At 50.3% G+C, this 17,731-nt stretch carries 15 protein-coding genes, 7 tRNA genes and 1 other RNA gene; 13 read left to right on the top strand and 10 right to left on the bottom strand.

Annotated elements, in window-relative coordinates:
* Window positions 1–115: 115 nt before the first annotated feature.
* From mgrA to WC7_RS09475, 5 genes are all read left to right on the top strand, one after another.
* Window positions 116–1,114: an L-glyceraldehyde 3-phosphate reductase gene (mgrA, locus tag WC7_RS09495; protein WP_016153905.1), complete on the top strand. Its 999-nt coding sequence runs from the start codon at window positions 116–118 to the stop codon at window positions 1,112–1,114.
* Between the two features lie 128 nt (window positions 1,115–1,242).
* A complete protein-coding gene (gene ypeC, locus WC7_RS09490) occupies window positions 1,243–1,572 on the top strand; it encodes a DUF2502 domain-containing protein YpeC (protein ID WP_016153906.1) in 330 nt (109 codons plus the stop codon).
* 402 nt (window positions 1,573–1,974) lie between these two features.
* Window positions 1,975–3,534 carry a PTS transporter subunit EIIC gene (locus WC7_RS09485; protein ID WP_016153907.1) on the top strand — a complete coding sequence of 520 codons (1,560 nt, stop codon included), beginning with the start codon at window positions 1,975–1,977 and terminating at the stop codon, window positions 3,532–3,534.
* A gap of 16 nt (window positions 3,535–3,550) precedes the next feature.
* Window positions 3,551–4,903, top strand: a complete 1,353-nt coding sequence (locus WC7_RS09480) for a class-II fumarase/aspartase family protein (RefSeq protein ID WP_016153908.1) — start codon at window positions 3,551–3,553, stop codon at window positions 4,901–4,903.
* Window positions 4,896–6,107: an N-acetylglucosamine-6-phosphate deacetylase gene (locus tag WC7_RS09475; RefSeq protein WP_016153909.1), complete on the top strand. Its 1,212-nt coding sequence runs from the start codon at window positions 4,896–4,898 to the stop codon at window positions 6,105–6,107. Before WC7_RS09480 ends, WC7_RS09475 begins: the two co-directional genes overlap by 8 nt.
* On the opposite strand, the gene WC7_RS09470 is transcribed toward WC7_RS09475, so the two are convergent.
* Both WC7_RS09470 and WC7_RS09465 read right to left on the bottom strand, forming a co-directional pair.
* Window positions 6,100–7,647, bottom strand: coding sequence for a BglG family transcription antiterminator (locus WC7_RS09470; RefSeq protein WP_016153910.1), 1,548 nt, complete (start codon window positions 7,645–7,647; stop codon window positions 6,100–6,102). The two genes, WC7_RS09475 and WC7_RS09470, sit on opposite strands and share 8 nt — an antisense overlap.
* 83 nt (window positions 7,648–7,730) lie before the next feature.
* Window positions 7,731–8,969, bottom strand: a complete 1,239-nt coding sequence (locus WC7_RS09465) for an Nramp family divalent metal transporter (protein WP_016153911.1) — start codon at window positions 8,967–8,969, stop codon at window positions 7,731–7,733.
* 344 nt (window positions 8,970–9,313) lie between these two features.
* On the opposite strand from WC7_RS09465, the gene nupC reads away from it, so the two are divergent.
* Window positions 9,314–10,516 carry a nucleoside permease NupC gene (gene nupC / locus WC7_RS09460; protein ID WP_016153912.1) on the top strand — a complete coding sequence of 401 codons (1,203 nt, stop codon included), beginning with the start codon at window positions 9,314–9,316 and terminating at the stop codon, window positions 10,514–10,516.
* A 153-nt stretch (window positions 10,517–10,669) separates the two neighbouring features.
* Here the strand turns inward: nupC and WC7_RS09455 are convergent.
* The 3 genes from WC7_RS09455 to WC7_RS09445 all read right to left on the bottom strand — a co-directional run bounded on the left by WC7_RS09455 (window position 10,670) and on the right by WC7_RS09445 (window position 10,981).
* Window positions 10,670–10,745, bottom strand: a tRNA-Ala gene (locus WC7_RS09455).
* Between the two features lie 42 nt (window positions 10,746–10,787).
* Window positions 10,788–10,863 (bottom strand) — tRNA-Ala (locus tag WC7_RS09450).
* A gap of 42 nt (window positions 10,864–10,905) precedes the next feature.
* Window positions 10,906–10,981, bottom strand: a tRNA-Ala gene (locus WC7_RS09445).
* A gap of 221 nt (window positions 10,982–11,202) precedes the next feature.
* Here WC7_RS09445 and WC7_RS09440 point away from each other — a divergent pair.
* Both WC7_RS09440 and WC7_RS09435 read left to right on the top strand, forming a co-directional pair.
* Window positions 11,203–11,565, top strand: coding sequence for a YfeC-like transcriptional regulator (locus tag WC7_RS09440; protein WP_016153913.1), 363 nt, complete (start codon window positions 11,203–11,205; stop codon window positions 11,563–11,565).
* Between the two features lies 1 nt (window position 11,566).
* On the top strand, window positions 11,567–11,959 hold the full coding sequence (locus WC7_RS09435; protein WP_016153914.1) for a MerR family transcriptional regulator: 393 nt from the start codon (window positions 11,567–11,569) through the stop codon (window positions 11,957–11,959).
* A gap of 56 nt (window positions 11,960–12,015) precedes the next feature.
* Here the strand turns inward: WC7_RS09435 and gltX are convergent, their stop codons facing one another.
* Window positions 12,016–13,431, bottom strand: coding sequence for a glutamate--tRNA ligase (gene gltX, locus WC7_RS09430; RefSeq protein ID WP_005130009.1), 1,416 nt, complete (start codon window positions 13,429–13,431; stop codon window positions 12,016–12,018).
* 258 nt (window positions 13,432–13,689) lie between these two features.
* Between gltX and WC7_RS09425 the strand changes: the two genes are divergently transcribed.
* The 5 genes from WC7_RS09425 (at window position 13,690) to WC7_RS25735 (ending at window position 14,243) form a co-directional block, all read left to right on the top strand.
* A tRNA-Val gene (locus WC7_RS09425) sits at window positions 13,690–13,765 on the top strand.
* Between the two features lie 46 nt (window positions 13,766–13,811).
* Window positions 13,812–13,887: transfer RNA gene (locus WC7_RS09420), tRNA-Val, on the top strand.
* Between the two features lie 46 nt (window positions 13,888–13,933).
* Window positions 13,934–14,009, top strand: a tRNA-Val gene (locus tag WC7_RS09415).
* Between the two features lie 4 nt (window positions 14,010–14,013).
* Window positions 14,014–14,089, top strand: a tRNA-Lys gene (locus WC7_RS09410).
* A gap of 29 nt (window positions 14,090–14,118) precedes the next feature.
* A non-coding RNA gene (locus tag WC7_RS25735) (RtT sRNA) lies at window positions 14,119–14,243 on the top strand.
* A 95-nt stretch (window positions 14,244–14,338) separates the two neighbouring features.
* On the opposite strand, the gene WC7_RS09405 is transcribed toward WC7_RS25735, so the two are convergent.
* Genes WC7_RS09405 through xapA form a run of 4 tightly spaced genes read right to left on the bottom strand, consistent with a single transcriptional unit; the run spans window position 14,339 to window position 17,636 of the window.
* Window positions 14,339–15,223 carry a LysR family transcriptional regulator gene (locus tag WC7_RS09405; protein WP_016153915.1) on the bottom strand — a complete coding sequence of 295 codons (885 nt, stop codon included), beginning with the start codon at window positions 15,221–15,223 and terminating at the stop codon, window positions 14,339–14,341.
* 51 nt (window positions 15,224–15,274) lie between these two features.
* Window positions 15,275–15,433 carry a XapX domain-containing protein gene (locus WC7_RS25740; RefSeq protein ID WP_003847305.1) on the bottom strand — a complete coding sequence of 53 codons (159 nt, stop codon included), beginning with the start codon at window positions 15,431–15,433 and terminating at the stop codon, window positions 15,275–15,277.
* 56 nt (window positions 15,434–15,489) lie between these two features.
* The gene (locus WC7_RS09400) at window positions 15,490–16,746 is read right to left on the bottom strand and encodes a nucleoside permease (protein ID WP_016153916.1); all 1,257 of its coding nucleotides are present in this window, start codon (window positions 16,744–16,746) and stop codon (window positions 15,490–15,492) included.
* Window positions 16,747–16,802: 56 nt separating this feature from the next.
* Complete coding sequence (gene xapA / locus WC7_RS09395) at window positions 16,803–17,636, bottom strand: xanthosine phosphorylase (RefSeq protein ID WP_016153917.1); 834 nt, start codon at window positions 17,634–17,636, stop codon at window positions 16,803–16,805.
* Between the last annotated feature and the right edge of the window lie 95 nt (window positions 17,637–17,731).

The following is a 17,731-nucleotide window of genomic DNA, read 5'->3' on the forward strand; positions in this document are numbered from 1 at the left end:
TCGCTGTGAAGGGGGTGGAAAGCAAGATGTACAGTTTTCATCCCTAAATTTAATTGCAGCTGGCCTTGTGTAAACGTATACACTCAAAGTCACACCTTATCTGACAGGAGGCTATATGGCTTATCAGGCTGCTGAAAATCGTTATCAGACAATGGAGTACCGCCGCTGCGGTCAGAGCGGCCTCAAGCTCCCGATTGTATCACTGGGGTTGTGGCACAATTTTGGTGATACCACGCAGGTCGAGAACAGTCGGGCGCTGTTACAGCGTGCATTCGATCTGGGGATCACCCATTTTGATCTGGCGAATAACTATGGTCCACCGCCGGGTTCAGCGGAGCGAAATTTTGGTCGCATCCTGCAGGAAGATTTTTTACCGTGGCGAGATGAGCTGATCATCTCCACCAAAGCGGGTTACACCATGTGGGAAGGCCCTTACGGGGACTGGGGCTCACGCAAATACCTGATTGCCAGCCTCGATCAAAGCCTGAAGCGTCTGGGGCTGGAGTATGTCGATATCTTCTACCACCATCGCCCCGACCCTGAAACACCGCTCAGAGAAACCATGCGTGCACTGGATCATATCGTCCGTCAGGGCAAAGCGCTGTACGTAGGCCTCTCTAACTATCCAGCTGAACTTGCCAGACAAGCGATTGAAATACTCGACGATTTAGGTACGCCATGCCTTATTCATCAGCCCAAATATTCTATGTTTGAGCGTTGGGTCGAAGAGAGCCTGCTGTCACTTTTACAGGAAAAAGGCGTCGGTAGTATCGCCTTCTCACCGCTGGCTGGCGGGCAGTTAACCGACCGCTATCTGAACGGTATTCCTGCGGATTCTCGCGCCGCAAGCACCAGCCGTTTTCTGAATCCGGACCAGATCACCCCACAAAAACTGGAAAAAGTTCGAGCGCTGAACGCACTGGCAGAGCGACGGGGACAAAAGCTGTCTCAAATGGCGCTCGCGTGGGTTCTCCGGGAAGACAAGGTCACGTCTGTGCTGATTGGCGCCAGTAAACCGGCGCAAATTGAAGATGCCGTCGGCATGCTGGCAAACCGTCACTTTACGCCTGAAGAGTGCGCGGAGATTGATGCCATTCTGAGTCGGTTGAAATAAAGACACATTTATTAACAAAAAGTGCTCTCACTTGCGATTTAAGAGTTGTGGCGATGAAACGGGGCTTTACTGCCCCGTAATATTACGTTAACAGGCCGGCTACGGCTCGATCGTGAAGGAGAGAAAACATGTTCAGGTCACTGATTCTGGCGGCAGTCTTAATGGCTTTTACACCGCTGGCCGCGAACGCTGGCGAAATCACCCTGCTGCCATCAATAAAATTGCAAATTGGCGATCGCGATAATTACGGTAACTACTGGGATGGCGGCCGCTGGCGCGACCGGGATTACTGGCACCATAACTATGAGTGGCGCAAAAATCGCTGGTGGCGTCATGACAACGGCTACCATCGTGGCTGGGATAAACGCAAAGCTTATGAACGCGGCTACCGAGAAGGCTGGAATGACCGTGACGACCATCGCGGTCGTGGGCGCGGCGGTCACGGGCATCGTCATTAAGAAAAGGAACCTGTGGTAACAGAGAATTTTTAACAATGGCAAAGGGTTCCGTTCACCGTATGTTCATTGTTTCTCTGAATCCCTCATTCCCGTAACGGGCAAGGGAGGCTCACCGTCTCCCTTGCCACCCAGGCTTCCGGCAGGAAAAATCGTCACTTCGTGATCCATTCGCCTTATGTCGTCTTCCTTCGGATCGCTTCAGTACGCTGACTTTCAGGTCAATCCGTTTCGCTTTAATAAAAAATACCTTTGCGGCTAATCAATCCTTAAGTGACCAGCATTAGCCTGCAGGCTGCTTTTTTATGGTCAAATCCTGCGCTTTTTATTTTTCACTATTTGCCCTTGAGCAAAAATCTCCTGAACGTATCTTATCCTCAAGAGAATTCACGTCAGGATTAACTTATGAATGCTAATTTTAAGAATGAAATTCAGACATTCGGTCGATCGCTATTATTACCGATCGCCGTACTGGCGCCTGTGGGGATGGTCATGGGAATTAGCGCTGCGTTAGGGCAGAGCTATATGATTGATAAACTCCCCTTTCTGGGCAATGAAATTTTCAGAGCGATTCTCTCTTCTTTGGGATTAATCAGCAGCGTCGTTTTTAATAATATTCCTTTACTGTTCGCGATGGGTGTCGCCTACGGTATGTCTAAAAAAGAAAAAGGGATTGCTGTATTTGCGTCCGTCGTGGCTTACCTGACTCTGCTTATCGCCATGCATGTGCATCTTAAGCTGGCGGGTACGCTGGCGAAAGAGGATATGGCTTTCGTCGGACAGGGAATGGTATTAGGTATTCAGACGCTGAAAATCGAAGCGCTGGGCGGCATTATTGCCGGGCTGCTGGCAGCTAAAATAACCGACCGTTTTTACCGGCTGCAATTACCTCTCGCTTTCGCCTTTTTCAGCGGTAAAAAATCCGTCGCGATCTTAGCCATTGCTTTTTCCATTCCCGTCGGCTTGATCATTCCTTTTATCTGGGATCTGTTTACCGCAGGTATGCGCGCCATATCAACAATAATGATGGCACCCAACATTGGTGCAGGTATTTATATGACGCTCAATCGCCTACTGATCCCGTTTGGCTTGCACCACGTCCTCAGTTCCACCGTGCGTTTCACCGCGGCAGGCGGTACGTACCTGATTGACGGGCAGACCTATGTCGGTATTTTGCCCGCTATCAATAAAATCCTGTTTGAGCTTGGTCCCACCCATCCGGCCTGGAAAGAGTATATGCCGACGCTCACCAGCTATCTTGCCTCATCACAAATGCTCACGACGCTGTTCCGCGTTCCGGCGATTGGTCTGGCGATGTACCATATGGCCTATTTCAAGAATAAGAAATTTGCCAAAGGGATGATCCTGACCGTGGTGCTGACCGCCATGCTGGGGAATATTACCGAACCGCTGGAGTTCTCCTTCCTGTTTATCGCGCCAAAACTCTTTATTGTCTATGCGGTACTCTGCGGCTTATTGACCATTCCACTGCAATTACTGGAAGTCTCCATCGGCTATATTCGCGGCACCATTTTTGATTTTGGTATTTTCGGTTTGATGTATGAACACACCCAATGGATTAATTTAATTATCCTCGGCGTGATTAACTTTGTTGTCTTCTATTTCGTCTTCCGCTTCGCGATCGGTAAATTTGATATTAAGACCCCAGGCCGCGAGAGTGAAATCGCTGACAGCACCTTACTGAACAATAAAGAGTACGACAAAGTCGCCGAACTGGTGATTCAGGGGCTGGGCGGGACAGACAATATCAAGCGCGTTGAAAACTGCGTTTCACGGTTACGTATTGATTTGAAAGATCAGAAAAAAATGGACATGGCCATTCTTAAAGAATCTGGCTCGCTGGGAACCTTTATCCCCTCCAGCAACCATGTTCATGTGGTATTCGGCCCACACGTAGAATTTGTCCGTAACGCGGTAGACGACCGCCTCGTCGGTGCGAAATAAATTCAAGGAGATAGTAATGCGTGCACTGTATGATTCAAAAAGCAAAACGATCGACGATCGAGGAATGAAATCTCTGCTCGCACAGCCAGCGCGGGTACAGTCATGGCTCGATGTTGAAGCCGCCCTGGCTCAGGCACAGGCCGGACACGGCATGATCCCCGCCAGCGCCGCAGTCAATATTACCGCTAACTGCCACGTGGATAAGATTGACCTGACGGAAATGGAACGCCTGCTGCGCGAGATTGGTCACGGCTTCGTTCCGGTCATCAAAGTGCTGGTCAAAGCCTGTGACAGTGAAAGCGGAAAATACGTGCATTACGGCGTCACCACGCAGAATATTCAGCAAACCGCACAGCTTTATCTGGCAAAGCAGTTCGATACCATCATGCAGGGTTTTGTGGACGATATTCTGCGTAACCTGGCAAAGATGGCATCTGACCATAAAGCAACGATTATGGCCGGACGTACCCACGGTAAGCACGCGCTGCCCATCACCTGGGGCTATAAAGCCGCCGTGTGGATTGATGAGTTACTGAGCGCCCAGCAGCGCATGCGGGAAGCGGAAAAACGCGTCTTTACCGTGATGATGGGGGGAGCCGTGGGCGCCTTCCACGCGACCGGTGAAACCGGCCGCCGGGTTCAGGATAGCGTTGCCCAAAAGCTGGGAATGCATTCAATGGCGATTCCCTCCCGCAACTCGCGCATTTACCGCACTGAATACATCAGTAATTTGTGCCTGCTGGCGACGACGTTACACAAAATAGCCGAAGAGGTTTATCAGACCTCAAGTGAAGAGTTTGCCGAAGTTTCAGAAGCCTTCACTAAAGGCACCGTTGGCAGCAGCACCATGCCGCAAAAAGTGAATCCTAAACTGGCGAAGGGGATCATCGCCAACGCGCAGAAATTGTACTCAGTAATGACCTCCTGCCTGTATGTCAGCCCACGTCCCTTCGAAGCAGACAGCTCCGCTTACTTTATCTTTGACGGTAATATTCAGGAGAGTATGGAGTTAATGGCTGAGATTGTGATGCGAGCCGAAGAGTTGACGCGAACGCTGGTCATCAATCCTGAGCGTATGCGCCAGAATGTGCAGTTAACGCATGGTCTTATTAATAGCGAAAAAATCATGATGCAGCTGGTGGAAAGGCTGGGCAAAGATGCCGCACATGAACGCGTCTACCAACTGGCAATGCGCAGCACGCATGAAGGCATCCCCTACGCTGATGTGCTGCGTGATGACCCTCTTATTCGCCAGCACTTTAGCGATTCAGAAATTAATACGCTGCTGGATCCTGCTCACTACATCGGCCTTTGCGCAGAAATCGCCGAGGAAACGGCCGCTCGCGTATGGGAGAAAGACAATGGCTGATCCCCTGCTTTCTCTGGCAAGTGAACGCATTGTCACCCCGAATGGAATCGAAAGCGGCTATCTGCATATTGAAAGCGGACGTATTTCTGGCCTCGACAGTACGCCACGCGGAAAAATCGTCGATTATCGCCATGCCATGCTGATGCCCGGTTTTGTGGATATTCACGTTCACGGCTGGGGGAGAGGGTCGTTTGCCTGGAGAGGTGAACGCCGTTCTTTGCAGGCGATGAGCCGGGATCTGGTTAACGCCGGGGTTACCGCGTGGCTTGCAACGTCAGCCACCCAGCCGGAAACGTTCTTGCTGGAGAGTCTTTCCACCGCAGCAGACTGGATTGCAGACGCAAAAGCGGAAGATGGTGCCGAAGCGGTGGGTATTCATATGGAAGGCCCCTTTATTAACCCTGCATACAGCGGAATGCAGAACAAGGACGCAATCCAACCACCCGATATCGAAGGGTTCAAACGTTATCAGCACGCCGCGAGGGGAAATATCCGTCTGATGACGCTCGCACCCGAACTGCCGGGCGCCCTGGCGCTAATCCGCTATTTACGCCAGTCAGGCGTCACCGTGTCAGCCGGTCATACCGACGCCACCTTTGATGAAACCACCCTCGCCATTGAAGCCGGTTTAACCCACTTTACCCATGCCTTTAGCGCCATGCGCGGGCTGCATCACCGGGAGCCTGGCGTGGTGGGGGCGCTGATGTACCATCAGAATACGTATGCCGAGGTGGCAAAGCAGAGCGGGATTACGTTGCGACCAGAAGTGTTCGACATTCTCTATCGGTTGAAAAAAGATCGCCGGTTGGTCATGGTCAGCGATTGTCTGGGATATGTGGATTTTCCCGAAGGATCTGAATTCCACCATTACCTGCGCCAGGAGACGTTTCGCATTCACAATCATTGTCTTGAAATCACCGACCACAGCGGAAAGACCCGAACGGTTTCACCCACGGAGTGGTCCGAAGTGTGCAAACTGGAGATGAGCTTTCTGGACTCCGTGAAAAATGTGGTCGACAGGCTGGAAAAAGGCTGGGTTTCAGCCGCGCAGATTGCCTGCCTTAATCCGGCAATCCTGGCGGGTGTTGACGCGAGAAAAGGCAGCCTGACGTCAGGAAAAGATGCCGATATTCTCGTGTTGGGTGCAGAGTTAAACCTGGAAGCCGTCTGGTGTCGCGGCGTTTCGCAACCTCTGGCTAAATAAAAATATCACTGTAATGCGTATCAAGAAAAATTTTTAACGCCTCCTGGCTCATTCCCTGAACCTGCTGAATAAAGTCCTCAGCAGGTATTTTTTTGCGCGCGGAGGGAAGTCCATTTTCGCGTAATAACAGGAGATCGTCCTGCGTGAGCCAGAAATTCACTTTGACATAATCCAGCCCGGCGTAGCGGAGATGACTCGATATCTTGTTTGTAAAGGTAATCAGCAGGTCGAATTCGAGCTGCTGAAGCCGCGCAATCTCATTGATGTTGATGCAAGCGGGGATTTCAATATGGAAGCGGGAGAAAAGCATCTCTTTAAAATAGCCGACCTTACTCTCTGACGAGTTCGTCACAATAATGACCCGCTTTTTCTTATCGCCAACAACCCGATTTTTGAGCGCATACTTTTTGATAATCAGCACCAGGGTTGCCAGGTGAATAGCAGAAAAGGTCGTTTGCCAGTTATGTTCAATCTCTTTCACCGCATACTGGACATGTTCCCATAGCTCAGGATAGCGTCGCTGGACATCATGGAGCTTTTTATCATCGAACCAGAGATGAAATTTATTCTGGATGATGGCGGCATAGATAAAATTATAAATCTCCGCAAACCAGGCGTGCTGATTGTGAATGGTGTTTTCCAGACATCCGGCTAAAGCGTGACAGGTGCGCTTAACGTAAGAGACCAGCCGGGCGTCGTATAATGTGAAGGGGCGATGAGTAAACGTCAGTGAAGCAATCAGCAGATCCAGACAGATATTTTCATCCGCATCAGGTAATACGCCATAAGGAAAGGTTGTCAAAAACTCAGCCGCCGAACTCTCCGTAATTCTGTGTCCCCTGCGGATACGGTGCAGGGCAAGGCTAAGATAGACCAGTAAGTATTTTCTGCCGTTATATCCCAGGGCGATGACCGGACTGATTTTCTCTTCGTAATAGTCTGCCGCCTGGTTTATCTGTGCAGCACACTCATGAAGAAACTGTTCGGCAATCGAACGGCCTGTCGGCTCATTGGCCTGGTGGGCGATTAGTCGGTGATCCTCACCAATTTCGACCGTTTTTAGTATCGTCATGCACGCCGCCAGCCGCAGCTGGAACTCATCCCCCGCAAGCCGGGAGCCCTTACGCGGGATACTTTGCACAATCAGATCGCGTTCCTGCACCAGGCTCATCATGACGGGATTATCATTTTTTACCGTTCCCGCACTGACATAAAATTTTTTGTAATAATCATTTTTATTCACCACATCGTGCAAACAGAGCGCCACAAAGAGATCCTTCACCCTCTCTTCTGCCGTAGTGATATAGCGATTAAACTGGACGCGCGCTAAAAACTGTCGGTATTCGCTGTAGCCAATCCGGGTGGTAATAAACTGATTATCCTGATGTAGCTGGACATTTTCTGGCAGAAGTTCATTGAGCTCTTTCATTGTCCGTTTTAGCGTGGAGAGCGTTTTACCGAAACGCTCGACGGCCTCTTCAACGGGGAGCGGACTGTTGTCCTGGAGATATTTCAGGAAAGAGAGATCAAAGTGATTCATGAACGCCTGCCAGTTAATTATGCAGGGCACATAATAGAGGAAAAGCTCAATTAAAACCGTGACCCGTCGCGAGTCACGGTTGATTATAGCCCCATCGCCGTGCCTGCCAGTAGCCAGAGATTGAGCGCCACGACCAGTATCACAATGACCCAGCCAATCTGTTTAACGCAACGACGATTGACCAGATCCCCCATCAGCTTACTGTCGCTGGTGAAGATCAGTAGCGGCACCAGCGCCAGCGCGATACCAAAACTGAGCAACACCTGACTCATCACCAGAATACGGGTCGGATCCAATCCCATTAGAATCACAATAAATGATGGCATCATGGTGACGGTACGGCGTACCCATAGCGGAATGTGAAAACGGATAAACCCTTGCATCACCACCTGCCCCGCCAGCGTACCGACCACGGTAGAAGAGAGTCCCGCAGCCACCAGGCTTAGACCAAACACCGTCGCTGCAGCGTGACTCAACAACGGCTCAAGGGTCAGATACGCCTGATCGAGATCGGCAATACCGGTATGCCCGCTAAAATGAAATGCGGCGGCAGCCGTCGCCATCATCGCCAGATTGACAAATCCGGCAATCGTCATGGCGATAGCCACATCCCATTTAGTGGCCGCATAGCGCTGTTGGCGTGTTCCGCCGTGCAAATGCTGAGTTAAGGAAGAGTGCAGATAAATGACGTGCGGCATGATAGTCGCACCGAGCACCCCAGCGGCCAGGAACACCGCTTCGGAATTAGGCAGGCTTGGGATCACCATTCCCTTACTAAGCTGCGCGAAGTTCGGTTGGGAAAAAACCAGCTCCACAATGTAAGCCGCGGCCACAAACAGCAGCAGGCCGCCAATCACCTTTTCCAGCGGTTTTTGACCGCGACGCTGCAGCATCAGAATTAAGAACGTCGCGATACCGGTGAGTACGGCCCCTTGCAATAAGGAAACGCCGAGGATCAGTTTGAAGCCAATCGCAGCGCCAATAAACTCAGCAAGGTCTGTTGCCATAGCGATAATTTCTGCCTGCACCCAGTAGAACCACACCACCGGGCGAGGATAATGATCGCGAATTTGCTCCGCCAGGTTTTTACCCGTAGCAATGCCGAGTTTTGCCGACAGCACCTGAATTAGCATCGCCATCAGGTTTGCCCAGACCACCACCCACAGCAATTGATAACCAAAGCTGGCCCCTGCCTGGATATTGGTGGCGAAGTTACCCGGATCGATATAACCGATCGCCGCGATGAACGCAGGTCCCATTAATGCGAGCTTCAACTTGCGCGCTGCCCGCCCACTGCTACTCTCAACGCGATCGTTAGTCATTTTAGTGCCTCAGAAACATAGCCTTTGCTATGTTTCAAGCTACGCCTACTGAGAATGATTATCAAATTCATTTTGATGGGTGACGTTGATTTCTCTGATAGCGTTTGTCTATGGATCGATAAGGATTCTGGAAATACCGGCGAGATGTTTAATTATTGTTATGAGAATAGCACAATGACATAACTTTTCACTTCCATACTAAACATAACGGAAGTGTATCACCGATCACTAATTTTGAATCTCGTCACAGGTCCTTATTATAGTGTGTGTTTGATCTCGTTTTCTTTATGGTTGTTACATAGAATGTGCACGAAAACTAAACCTGCCTCATATTTGGAGCAAATATGGACCGCGTTCTTCATTTTGTCCTGGCCCTTGCCGTGGTTGCGGTACTCGCACTGCTGGTAAGCAGTGACCGTAAAAAAATCCGCATTCGTTATGTTATTCAATTGCTTGTTATCGAAGTGTTACTGGCATGGTTCTTCCTGAACTCTGATGTCGGTCTGGGCTTCGTGAGAGGCTTCTCCGAGATGTTTGAGAAACTGCTCGGGTTTGCTAATGAAGGGACTAACTTTGTCTTCGGTAGCATGAACGATAAAGGCCTGGCATTCTTCTTCCTGAAAGTGCTTTGCCCGATCGTCTTCATCTCCGCCCTGATCGGTATTTTGCAGCATATCCGCGTACTGCCGGTAATCATCCGCGCGATTGGTTTCCTGTTATCCAAAGTAAACGGTATGGGCAAACTGGAATCCTTCAACGCCGTCAGCTCTCTGATCCTGGGTCAGTCCGAGAACTTTATCGCCTATAAAGATATTCTCGGCAAAATGTCTCGCAACCGTATGTACACCATGGCTGCAACGGCAATGTCGACCGTTTCCATGTCTATCGTCGGCGCGTACATGACCATGCTTGAGCCGAAATACGTGGTTGCGGCGCTGGTTCTGAACATGTTCAGCACCTTTATCGTGCTGTCGCTGATCAACCCTTACCGCGTTGATGCCAGCGAAGAAAATATCCAGATGTCTAACCTGCACGAAGGCCAGAGTTTCTTCGAAATGCTGGGTGAATACATTCTGGCTGGTTTCAAAGTGGCAATTATCGTTGCGGCGATGCTGATTGGTTTCATCGCACTGATCGCTGCCCTGAACGCCCTGTTCGCCACCGTGACCGGTTGGTTTGGCTACAGCATCTCTTTCCAGGGCATCCTGGGTTACATCTTCTACCCGGTTGCATGGGTAATGGGTGTGCCGTCCAGCGAAGCGCTGCAGGTGGGCAGTATCATGGCAACTAAACTGGTTTCCAACGAATTCGTTGCGATGATGGATCTGCAGAAAATCGCCGCTACGCTCTCCCCGCGCGCAGAAGGCATCCTGTCCGTGTTCCTGGTTTCCTTCGCTAACTTCTCTTCCATCGGTATTATCGCTGGTGCGATTAAAGGCCTGAACGAAGAGCAAGGTAACGTGGTTTCTCGCTTTGGTCTGAAGCTGGTGTACGGCTCTACGCTGGTGAGCGTACTGTCCGCATCTATCGCCGCACTGGTGCTGTAAGCGTAAGACAACGTCGCAGTGATAAGACCGGGGAGATTCATACTCTCCCCGGTTTTTTTATGCCTGCGATTCAGCAAACCAAAGAGATAAAGAGTAAGAACTGGCAGGATGCAGAAACAAAAAACCCCCGCTTTTCAGCGAGGGTTTAAATTTTGGTGGAGCTAAGCGGGATCGAACCGCTGACCTCTTGCATGCCATGCAAGCGCTCTCCCAGCTGAGCTATAGCCCCACGATGCTTTTACGTACGTACCAAATTCATTGGGATTAAATTTGGTGGAGCTAAGCGGGATCGAACCGCTGACCTCTTGCATGCCATGCAAGCGCTCTCCCAGCTGAGCTATAGCCCCACGATGCTTTTACGTACGTACCAAATTCATTGGGATTAAATTTGGTGGAGCTAAGCGGGATCGAACCGCTGACCTCTTGCATGCCATGCAAGCGCTCTCCCAGCTGAGCTATAGCCCCATTACGTAAAGCTTGTCGAGTTGACGGGCGGCATCATATGAATTCCCTTCGCGTGTGTCAACGGCAAAATTAACTCATAGAATTCAATCGCTGAAAAAGCAGTCAAATGAAGAACATTGCGTAACAACTCGCATTCAGTAGTTAAACGCGTCACGGTTTCTACTAAAATGGTGCTATAAAATGAACCACTAATTAACCCCACGACTATTCAGGGAATCGTTATGTTCAAGGAACGGATGACGCCAGAAGAACTTGCTAATCTGACCGGATACAGCCGACAGACCATCAATAAATGGGTACGCAAAGAAGGTTGGGCGACATCACCAAAACCAGGCGTTCAGGGCGGTAAAGCCCGGCTGGTTCACGTCACCGAACAAGTTCGTGAATACATTCGCAGCGCTGAGCGTTCAGCCGAAGGTTTATCAGATAACTTATCGTTATCCGGCGATACCTCTGTTGAAGCGCTGCTGATTAGGCTCGCTAAAGAAATGACGCCGACAGAACAGAAAATGTTTACCTCACTGATCCTGCGTGAAGGCATTACGGGTTTATTACAGCGTTTAGGGATCCGCGAAAACAAATAATATGAAAAAATTACGCAGCAAAATGACGACCGAAGAGCTGGCGGAATGTCTCGGGGTTGCCAAACAAACCGTCAATCGTTGGATCAGAGAACAAAACTGGACTACCGAAAAGTTTCCCGGCGTTAAAGGTGGTCGTGCAAGACTGATTCATATTGACTCCAGCGTCCGCGCGTTTCTGCTCAATATTCCCGCTTTTCGCAAAGTCCCTGAAGTTTATCAGGCTGAAGAACCGCTGGCAGAATACACCCACGTAGTACGCAGCCACGCGTGCCGCCAGATAATTAGCGCACTGGACAACATGTCCCCAACGGAACAAGAAAAGCTGGCGATGTATATTTCACGCGAAGGTATTCGCACTTTTCTTACTCGTTTGGGTATTGATGAATCTGAATAACAGGCAAAAAAAACGGCAGGATACGCTCCTGCCGTTGTTTCATCGGTCAATCAGTCTTATTGCTGGCTTTCACGCTCAGCAATAAACGCCAGCGCTTTATTAATACGCTCAATGCTGCGGGATTTACCAATCGCATGCACCGTAACGTCTAACGCTGGGGACTGACCCGCGCCGGTAACGGCTACGCGCAGCGGCATCCCGACTTTACCCATGCCAACTTCCAGTTCATCAGCCGTTGCCTGAATCGCATGGTGCACGTTTTCTGCCGTCCACTCGCTAATCGCAGCCAGCTTGTCGCGAACCACTTCCAGCGGCTGACGCGCAACCGGGCGCAGGTGTTTCTTCGCTGCATCAGCGTCGAACTCGGCAAAGTCTTCGTAGAAGTAGCGGCAGCTCTGCGCCATCTCTTTCAGCGTTTTGCAGCGCTCACCGAGCAGTTTAACCAGCTCTGACAGCTGCGGGCCTACGCGGGTATCGATATTTTCCTGCTCAATATGCCACTGCAGATGGGTTGCTACATATTCCGGTGCCAGCGCATTAATATAGTGATGGTTCAGCCACTGCAGTTTTTCGGTGTTAAACGCACTCGCAGACTTGCTCACCGCACCAAGGGAGAACAGTTTGATCATCTCTTCACGGGTGAAAATTTCCTGATCGCCACTGGACCAGCCCAGACGCACCAGATAGTTCAGCAGCGCTTCCGGCAGGTAACCGTCGTCGCGGTATTGCATAACGCTGACCGCACCGTGACGTTTGGAGAGTTTTTTACCATCGTCACCGTTGATCATTGATACGTGTGCGTAAACTGGCACCGGCGCGTTCAGCGCTTTCAGGATATTGATCTGACGCGGAGTGTTGTTGATATGGTCTTCACCACGAATAACGTGGGTGATTTCCATATCCCAGTCGTCGACAACAACGCAGAAGTTGTAGGTCGGGGAACCGTCGGTACGGCGAATGATCAAATCATCCAGCTCCTGGTTGCTGAATTCGATCGGCCCACGGATCTGGTCGTCAAAAATAACGGAACCGTCCTGCGGGTTGGCAAAACGTACCACGCAAGGTTCATCAGCGGCATGATGCTCGTGGCCGTGGCGGCAGCGGCCGTCGTAACGCGGCTTCTCACCGTTCGCCATCTGCTCTTCGCGCAGCGCGTCCAGACGCTCTTTAGAGCAGTAGCATTTATATGCGGTGCCTGCTTCCAGCATTTCATCAATCACCGCGTTGTAGCGATCAAAACGTTTGGTCTGGAAGTACGGGCCTTCATCCCATTCCAGATTCAGCCAGTTCATGCCATCCATAATGGCTTCAATAGCTTCCGGAGTGGAGCGTTCGAGATCGGTGTCTTCAATACGCAGCACAAACTCACCGCCATGGTTGCGTGCAAAAAGCCAGGAATAAAGAGCAGTACGCGCACCGCCGACGTGCAGGTAGCCTGTCGGGCTTGGCGCGAAGCGAGTTTTGATTTTCATGAAATGGCCTTACGTTTATAAAGATGCCGACAACCGGCAAATCCAGGGAAGATTATCAGGCTCGTATTCTATCACCGTGGTCTGATTCCTCAATGTTGTTCAGGTTGGAACATTACGCTTTGCCATTTTCGTATACAAATCATGCCGCACGGATTGTTTTGCGATCGTTTTGTTTAAATTTACGACGAACGAACAATTTCTTTAGAAAATGCGTTGACTCATTTTCAACTCTCCCTATAATGCGACTCCACACAGCGGGGGTGATTAGCTCAGCTGGGAGAGCACCTCCCTTACAAGGAGGGGGTCGGCGGTTCGAACCCGTCATCACCCACCAACTACTTTATGTAGTCTCCGCCGTGTAAAACAAGAAATTGAGAAGTGGGTGATTAGCTCAGCTGGGAGAGCACCTCCCTTACAAGGAGGGGGTCGGCGGTTCGATCCCGTCATCACCCACCACTTTCTCGCCAGCTGGATTTCTTGTTAAAATGTGAAGTACCGAAGTGGGTGATTAGCTCAGCTGGGAGAGCACCTCCCTTACAAGGAGGGGGTCGGCGGTTCGATCCCGTCATCACCCACCACTTCGGGTCGTTAGCTCAGTTGGTAGAGCAGTTGACTTTTAATCAATTGGTCGCAGGTTCGAATCCTGCACGACCCACCAATGTAAAAAGGCGCCCTAAAGGCGCCTTTTTGCTATCTGCAATTTATAAGATTCGAACCTGCAGCAGGTCGAGTCGAACGCAGTGAGACAACGGAGCCGTTTACGGCGACGGCCCGAAGGGCGAGCGAAGCGAGTCATCCTGCACGACCCACCAATGTAAAAAGGCGCCCTAAAGGCGCCTTTTTGCTATCTGCGATTCACAAGATTAGAACCAGCTTTCCTGATGCGCTGCACATCCTGCAATGCTTATTACCCCACCAACGCATCAATCAGCTTCGTTAACGCTGGCGTGGCCTGTTGTTGGTCATAGACAATATACAAATCCGCCGGAATCCGTTCCTCTAACGGCCGGAACACCACGCCGGGCCAGTTCATTTGCGCATAACCATCAGCCATCAACGTTATCCCGATTCCCATACTGATCATCGCCAGTACTGTCTGGGGCTCAACAACTTCACGAATTATCATTGGCGAGAAGCCCGCCTGCTGGCATACACGTTGTAAAAAGCCCCAATCGGAATGTACGGAAGGAAGCGTGACAAAATATTCGTTGCGCAGCGCCGCCAGCGAAACAGCATCCCTTGAGGCCAGTACGTGATCTTCCGGTACTGCAACCATAAATGAAGATTCATGGAGACGTAGGCTGGTAAAACCAACGGCTGGTTCAATAGCCATGCGCCAGATCCCTGCATCAAGCTCCCGACGCTCTAACAGCGCCATTTGCATGCCTGGTGATTTTTCGCGAAACAGTACCTCAACATTGGGGTTTGCTTTCAAAAAGTGGTGCATTGCAGGACGCATTCTTCCCCACAGCGCCGTCCCCACCACACCCAGCTCAATACGCCCCGCTTCGCCGCGACCAATCTGCTCCACTCTCGCCATAGCCTGATTTGCACTGGCTAACAAACGACGCGACTCCTCCATCAGAATTTTTCCTGCATGGGTTAACGCAACGCTGCGGGAATGGCGAATAAACAACAAGGTGCCAAGTTGCTGTTCAAGTTCTTTGATATGAATACTCAAGGGAGGTTGTGACATATTTAACCGGGCAGCAGCCCGGCCAAAATGCAATTCTTCTGCAACAGCGAGAAAATAACGCAATAACTTCAGATCGATTCGGTGGGCTCGTTCCATCTCTGCTGCACTCCAGGAATAAGGGATAACGTCTGGAATCTACCACATTGCTTAGTAAAAAATAGATTTAACGACAAGATACCCAATATACATAAAAACAATAGATAAAACCCCGGGCAAAACATTTGGTGCAGGAATAGGTATACGGCATAAAGTAAATAATGCGCCAATGCCAAACCCAATGCCTGAGGAAAGAATGATCTCTTTCACGTGGAATCCTTGTTTTGAAATGAACTGGCGAGAATCCCCTCGCCAGTTAAATAAATTTAATGAGCCAATGATTTGGTCGACAATTTGTCTGGCTGGTGCTGATACTTAAAGAACAATGCAAAGACAACAGCCAGCGCCAGCGCATACGCGGCAAACACCAGCCAGATGGTTTGCCAGTCTTTAACGCCATCTATAGAAAAATAATCCACAGCAATGCCACTTAAAATTGATCCAATCCACGCACCAACACCGTTAACCATCGTCATAAACAGCCCCTGAGCGCTGGCACGAATGCTTGAATCAACTTCCTGCTCGACAAATACTGACCCGGAAATGTTAAAGAAATCGAACGCGCAACCGTAAACGATCATCGACATCAGCAGCAGCACAAAACCGAACGGAGACGGATCGCCGAAGGCAAAGAAGCCAAAGCGCAGCGTCCACGCCAGCATGCTCATCAGCATCACCGTTTTAATGCCAAAGCGTTTAAGGAAGAATGGAATAGTGAGGATAAAGCCCACTTCCGCCATCTGAGAAACAGACAGCAAAATGGAGGGATACTTCACGACAAAGCTGTCAGCAAACTCAGGATTACGGGCAAAATCATGCAGGAACGGATTACCAAAGACATTGGTTATTTGCAGCACTGCCCCCAGCATCATGGCAAACAGAAAAAAGATTGCCATACGCGGGTTCTTAAACAGCACAAACGCATCCAGCCCCAGTTTACTGGCAAGCGTGGCAGATTCTTTTTTCTGCGCAACAGGAATTTTCGGCAACGTCAGTGCATAAAGCGCGAGCAGCAACGACGCACCGGAGGCGATATACAATTGCGCGTTGCTGAGCTCCAGGCCCATCAGGCTCACCGTCCACATGGCCACAATAAAACCTATCGTGCCAAAAACACGTACGGGTGGAAATGCCGTCACAGGATCCTGACCCGCTTTCGCCAGACAGGAATAGGAAACACTGTTCGATAACGCAATCGTCGGCATATAGGCCATCGCGTTAACTAACATCACCCAGAACATGGTATCAGAATCGGTAACAGTGGTGGCATACAGCAACACGCCAGCGCAGACCAGGTGGGACAACATATAAGCGCGTTCGGCACGCAGCCATTTGTCAGCGATAATCCCCATAATGCCAGGCATAATAATCGCTGCCAGCCCTTTCGAGCTGTATACCATACCCACATTTGCACCGGTAAAGTGTAGAGTGTTAATCATGTAAGAACCCAGGGTAACCAGCCAGCTACCCCAGATAAAATATTGCAAAAACGACATGATTTTTAAGCGGGACGTAATACCCATTTTTTATTCCTTGCCGTGAGATAAGGCTCCCAAAAGGAGCCTTTGCTATCGTGTTTTTAGGCCAGCTTGCGTAAAAAGCCGCAAATCAGATTAATAAAGTTCTGACGGGAAAGTTCAGCCGCAGCCAGCGTTTGCGCATGGGACAGTTTTACATCTCCTAACCCTTCCGCCAGATTGGTGATCGCAGAGACGGCAACCACGCTGAGGCCACAATGACGAGCGGTAATGACTTCCGGTACCACTGACATTCCGACCACATCGCCGCCAATAATCTGCATCATGCGTATTTCTGCCGCGGTTTCGAAGTTCGGTCCCGGATAAGAAACAAATACGCCTTCGGTGAGGGGGAATCCCTCCTCAGTCGCAACGGTCTGAAGAATGGCGCGGTAATCTGCATTGTAAGCATTTGCCAGAGAGAAGAAGCGATCGCCAAAACGATCATCATTCGCGCCGACCATCGGCGTGCCCGGCATGGTGTTAATATGATCGCGTAACGCCACCAGACTTCCTGGACCAACTTCCGGACGCAGAGATCCTGCCGCATTGGTACAGAACAACACTTCACAGCCCAGTAATTTCAGAGTGCGAATGGCATCGGTCATAACCGACATACCCCGACCTTCATAAAAATGGCCACGCCCTTTCATACACGCAACAGGAATGCCCGCCAGATGCCCGAGTACCAGTTCTCCTGCATGACCGTGAACGGTGCTCACAGGAAAACCAGGAAGTTTTTCATAAGAGATAGCGACCGCATTTTCAATTTGCTCCGCCAGCGCCCCCAGGCCGGAACCCAAAATAAACGCGACTCGCGGGGTAAACTCCGGTGTGTGTGCACGAATAACATCAACACAATATTCAGGATTATGAGAAAAAAAATCGTGAGACATAAGTATCCTTGTTCTATCGGGTTAAATTTGACTCCTTTTTTATAACGACCTTCGCCCTGCACTGACCAATACACTTTTCACGTGCCATCAATAGT

The organism is Citrobacter sp. KTE151 (assembly GCF_000398845.1).
GTDB classification, from domain to species: domain Bacteria; phylum Pseudomonadota; class Gammaproteobacteria; order Enterobacterales; family Enterobacteriaceae; genus Citrobacter; species Citrobacter braakii.

Coding starts and splice junctions, on each gene's coding strand:
- mgrA (WP_016153905.1), top strand. CDS start 116: ATGGCTTATCAGGCTGCTGAAAATCGTTATCAGACAATGGAGTACCGC.
- ypeC (WP_016153906.1), top strand. CDS start 1,243: ATGTTCAGGTCACTGATTCTGGCGGCAGTCTTAATGGCTTTTACACCG.
- WC7_RS09485 (WP_016153907.1), top strand. CDS start 1,975: ATGAATGCTAATTTTAAGAATGAAATTCAGACATTCGGTCGATCGCTA.
- WC7_RS09435 (WP_016153914.1), top strand. CDS start 11,567: ATGAAAAAATTACGCAGCAAAATGACGACCGAAGAGCTGGCGGAATGT.
- WC7_RS09480 (WP_016153908.1), top strand. CDS start 3,551: ATGCGTGCACTGTATGATTCAAAAAGCAAAACGATCGACGATCGAGGA.
- gltX (WP_005130009.1), bottom strand. CDS start 13,431: ATGAAAATCAAAACTCGCTTCGCGCCAAGCCCGACAGGCTACCTGCAC.
- WC7_RS09465 (WP_016153911.1), bottom strand. CDS start 8,969: ATGACTAACGATCGCGTTGAGAGTAGCAGTGGGCGGGCAGCGCGCAAG.
- WC7_RS09400 (WP_016153916.1), bottom strand. CDS start 16,746: ATGGGTATTACGTCCCGCTTAAAAATCATGTCGTTTTTGCAATATTTT.
- WC7_RS09475 (WP_016153909.1), top strand. CDS start 4,896: ATGGCTGATCCCCTGCTTTCTCTGGCAAGTGAACGCATTGTCACCCCG.
- nupC (WP_016153912.1), top strand. CDS start 9,314: ATGGACCGCGTTCTTCATTTTGTCCTGGCCCTTGCCGTGGTTGCGGTA.
- xapA (WP_016153917.1), bottom strand. CDS start 17,636: ATGTCTCACGATTTTTTTTCTCATAATCCTGAATATTGTGTTGATGTT.
- WC7_RS09405 (WP_016153915.1), bottom strand. CDS start 15,223: ATGGAACGAGCCCACCGAATCGATCTGAAGTTATTGCGTTATTTTCTC.
- WC7_RS09440 (WP_016153913.1), top strand. CDS start 11,203: ATGTTCAAGGAACGGATGACGCCAGAAGAACTTGCTAATCTGACCGGA.
- WC7_RS09470 (WP_016153910.1), bottom strand. CDS start 7,647: ATGAATCACTTTGATCTCTCTTTCCTGAAATATCTCCAGGACAACAGT.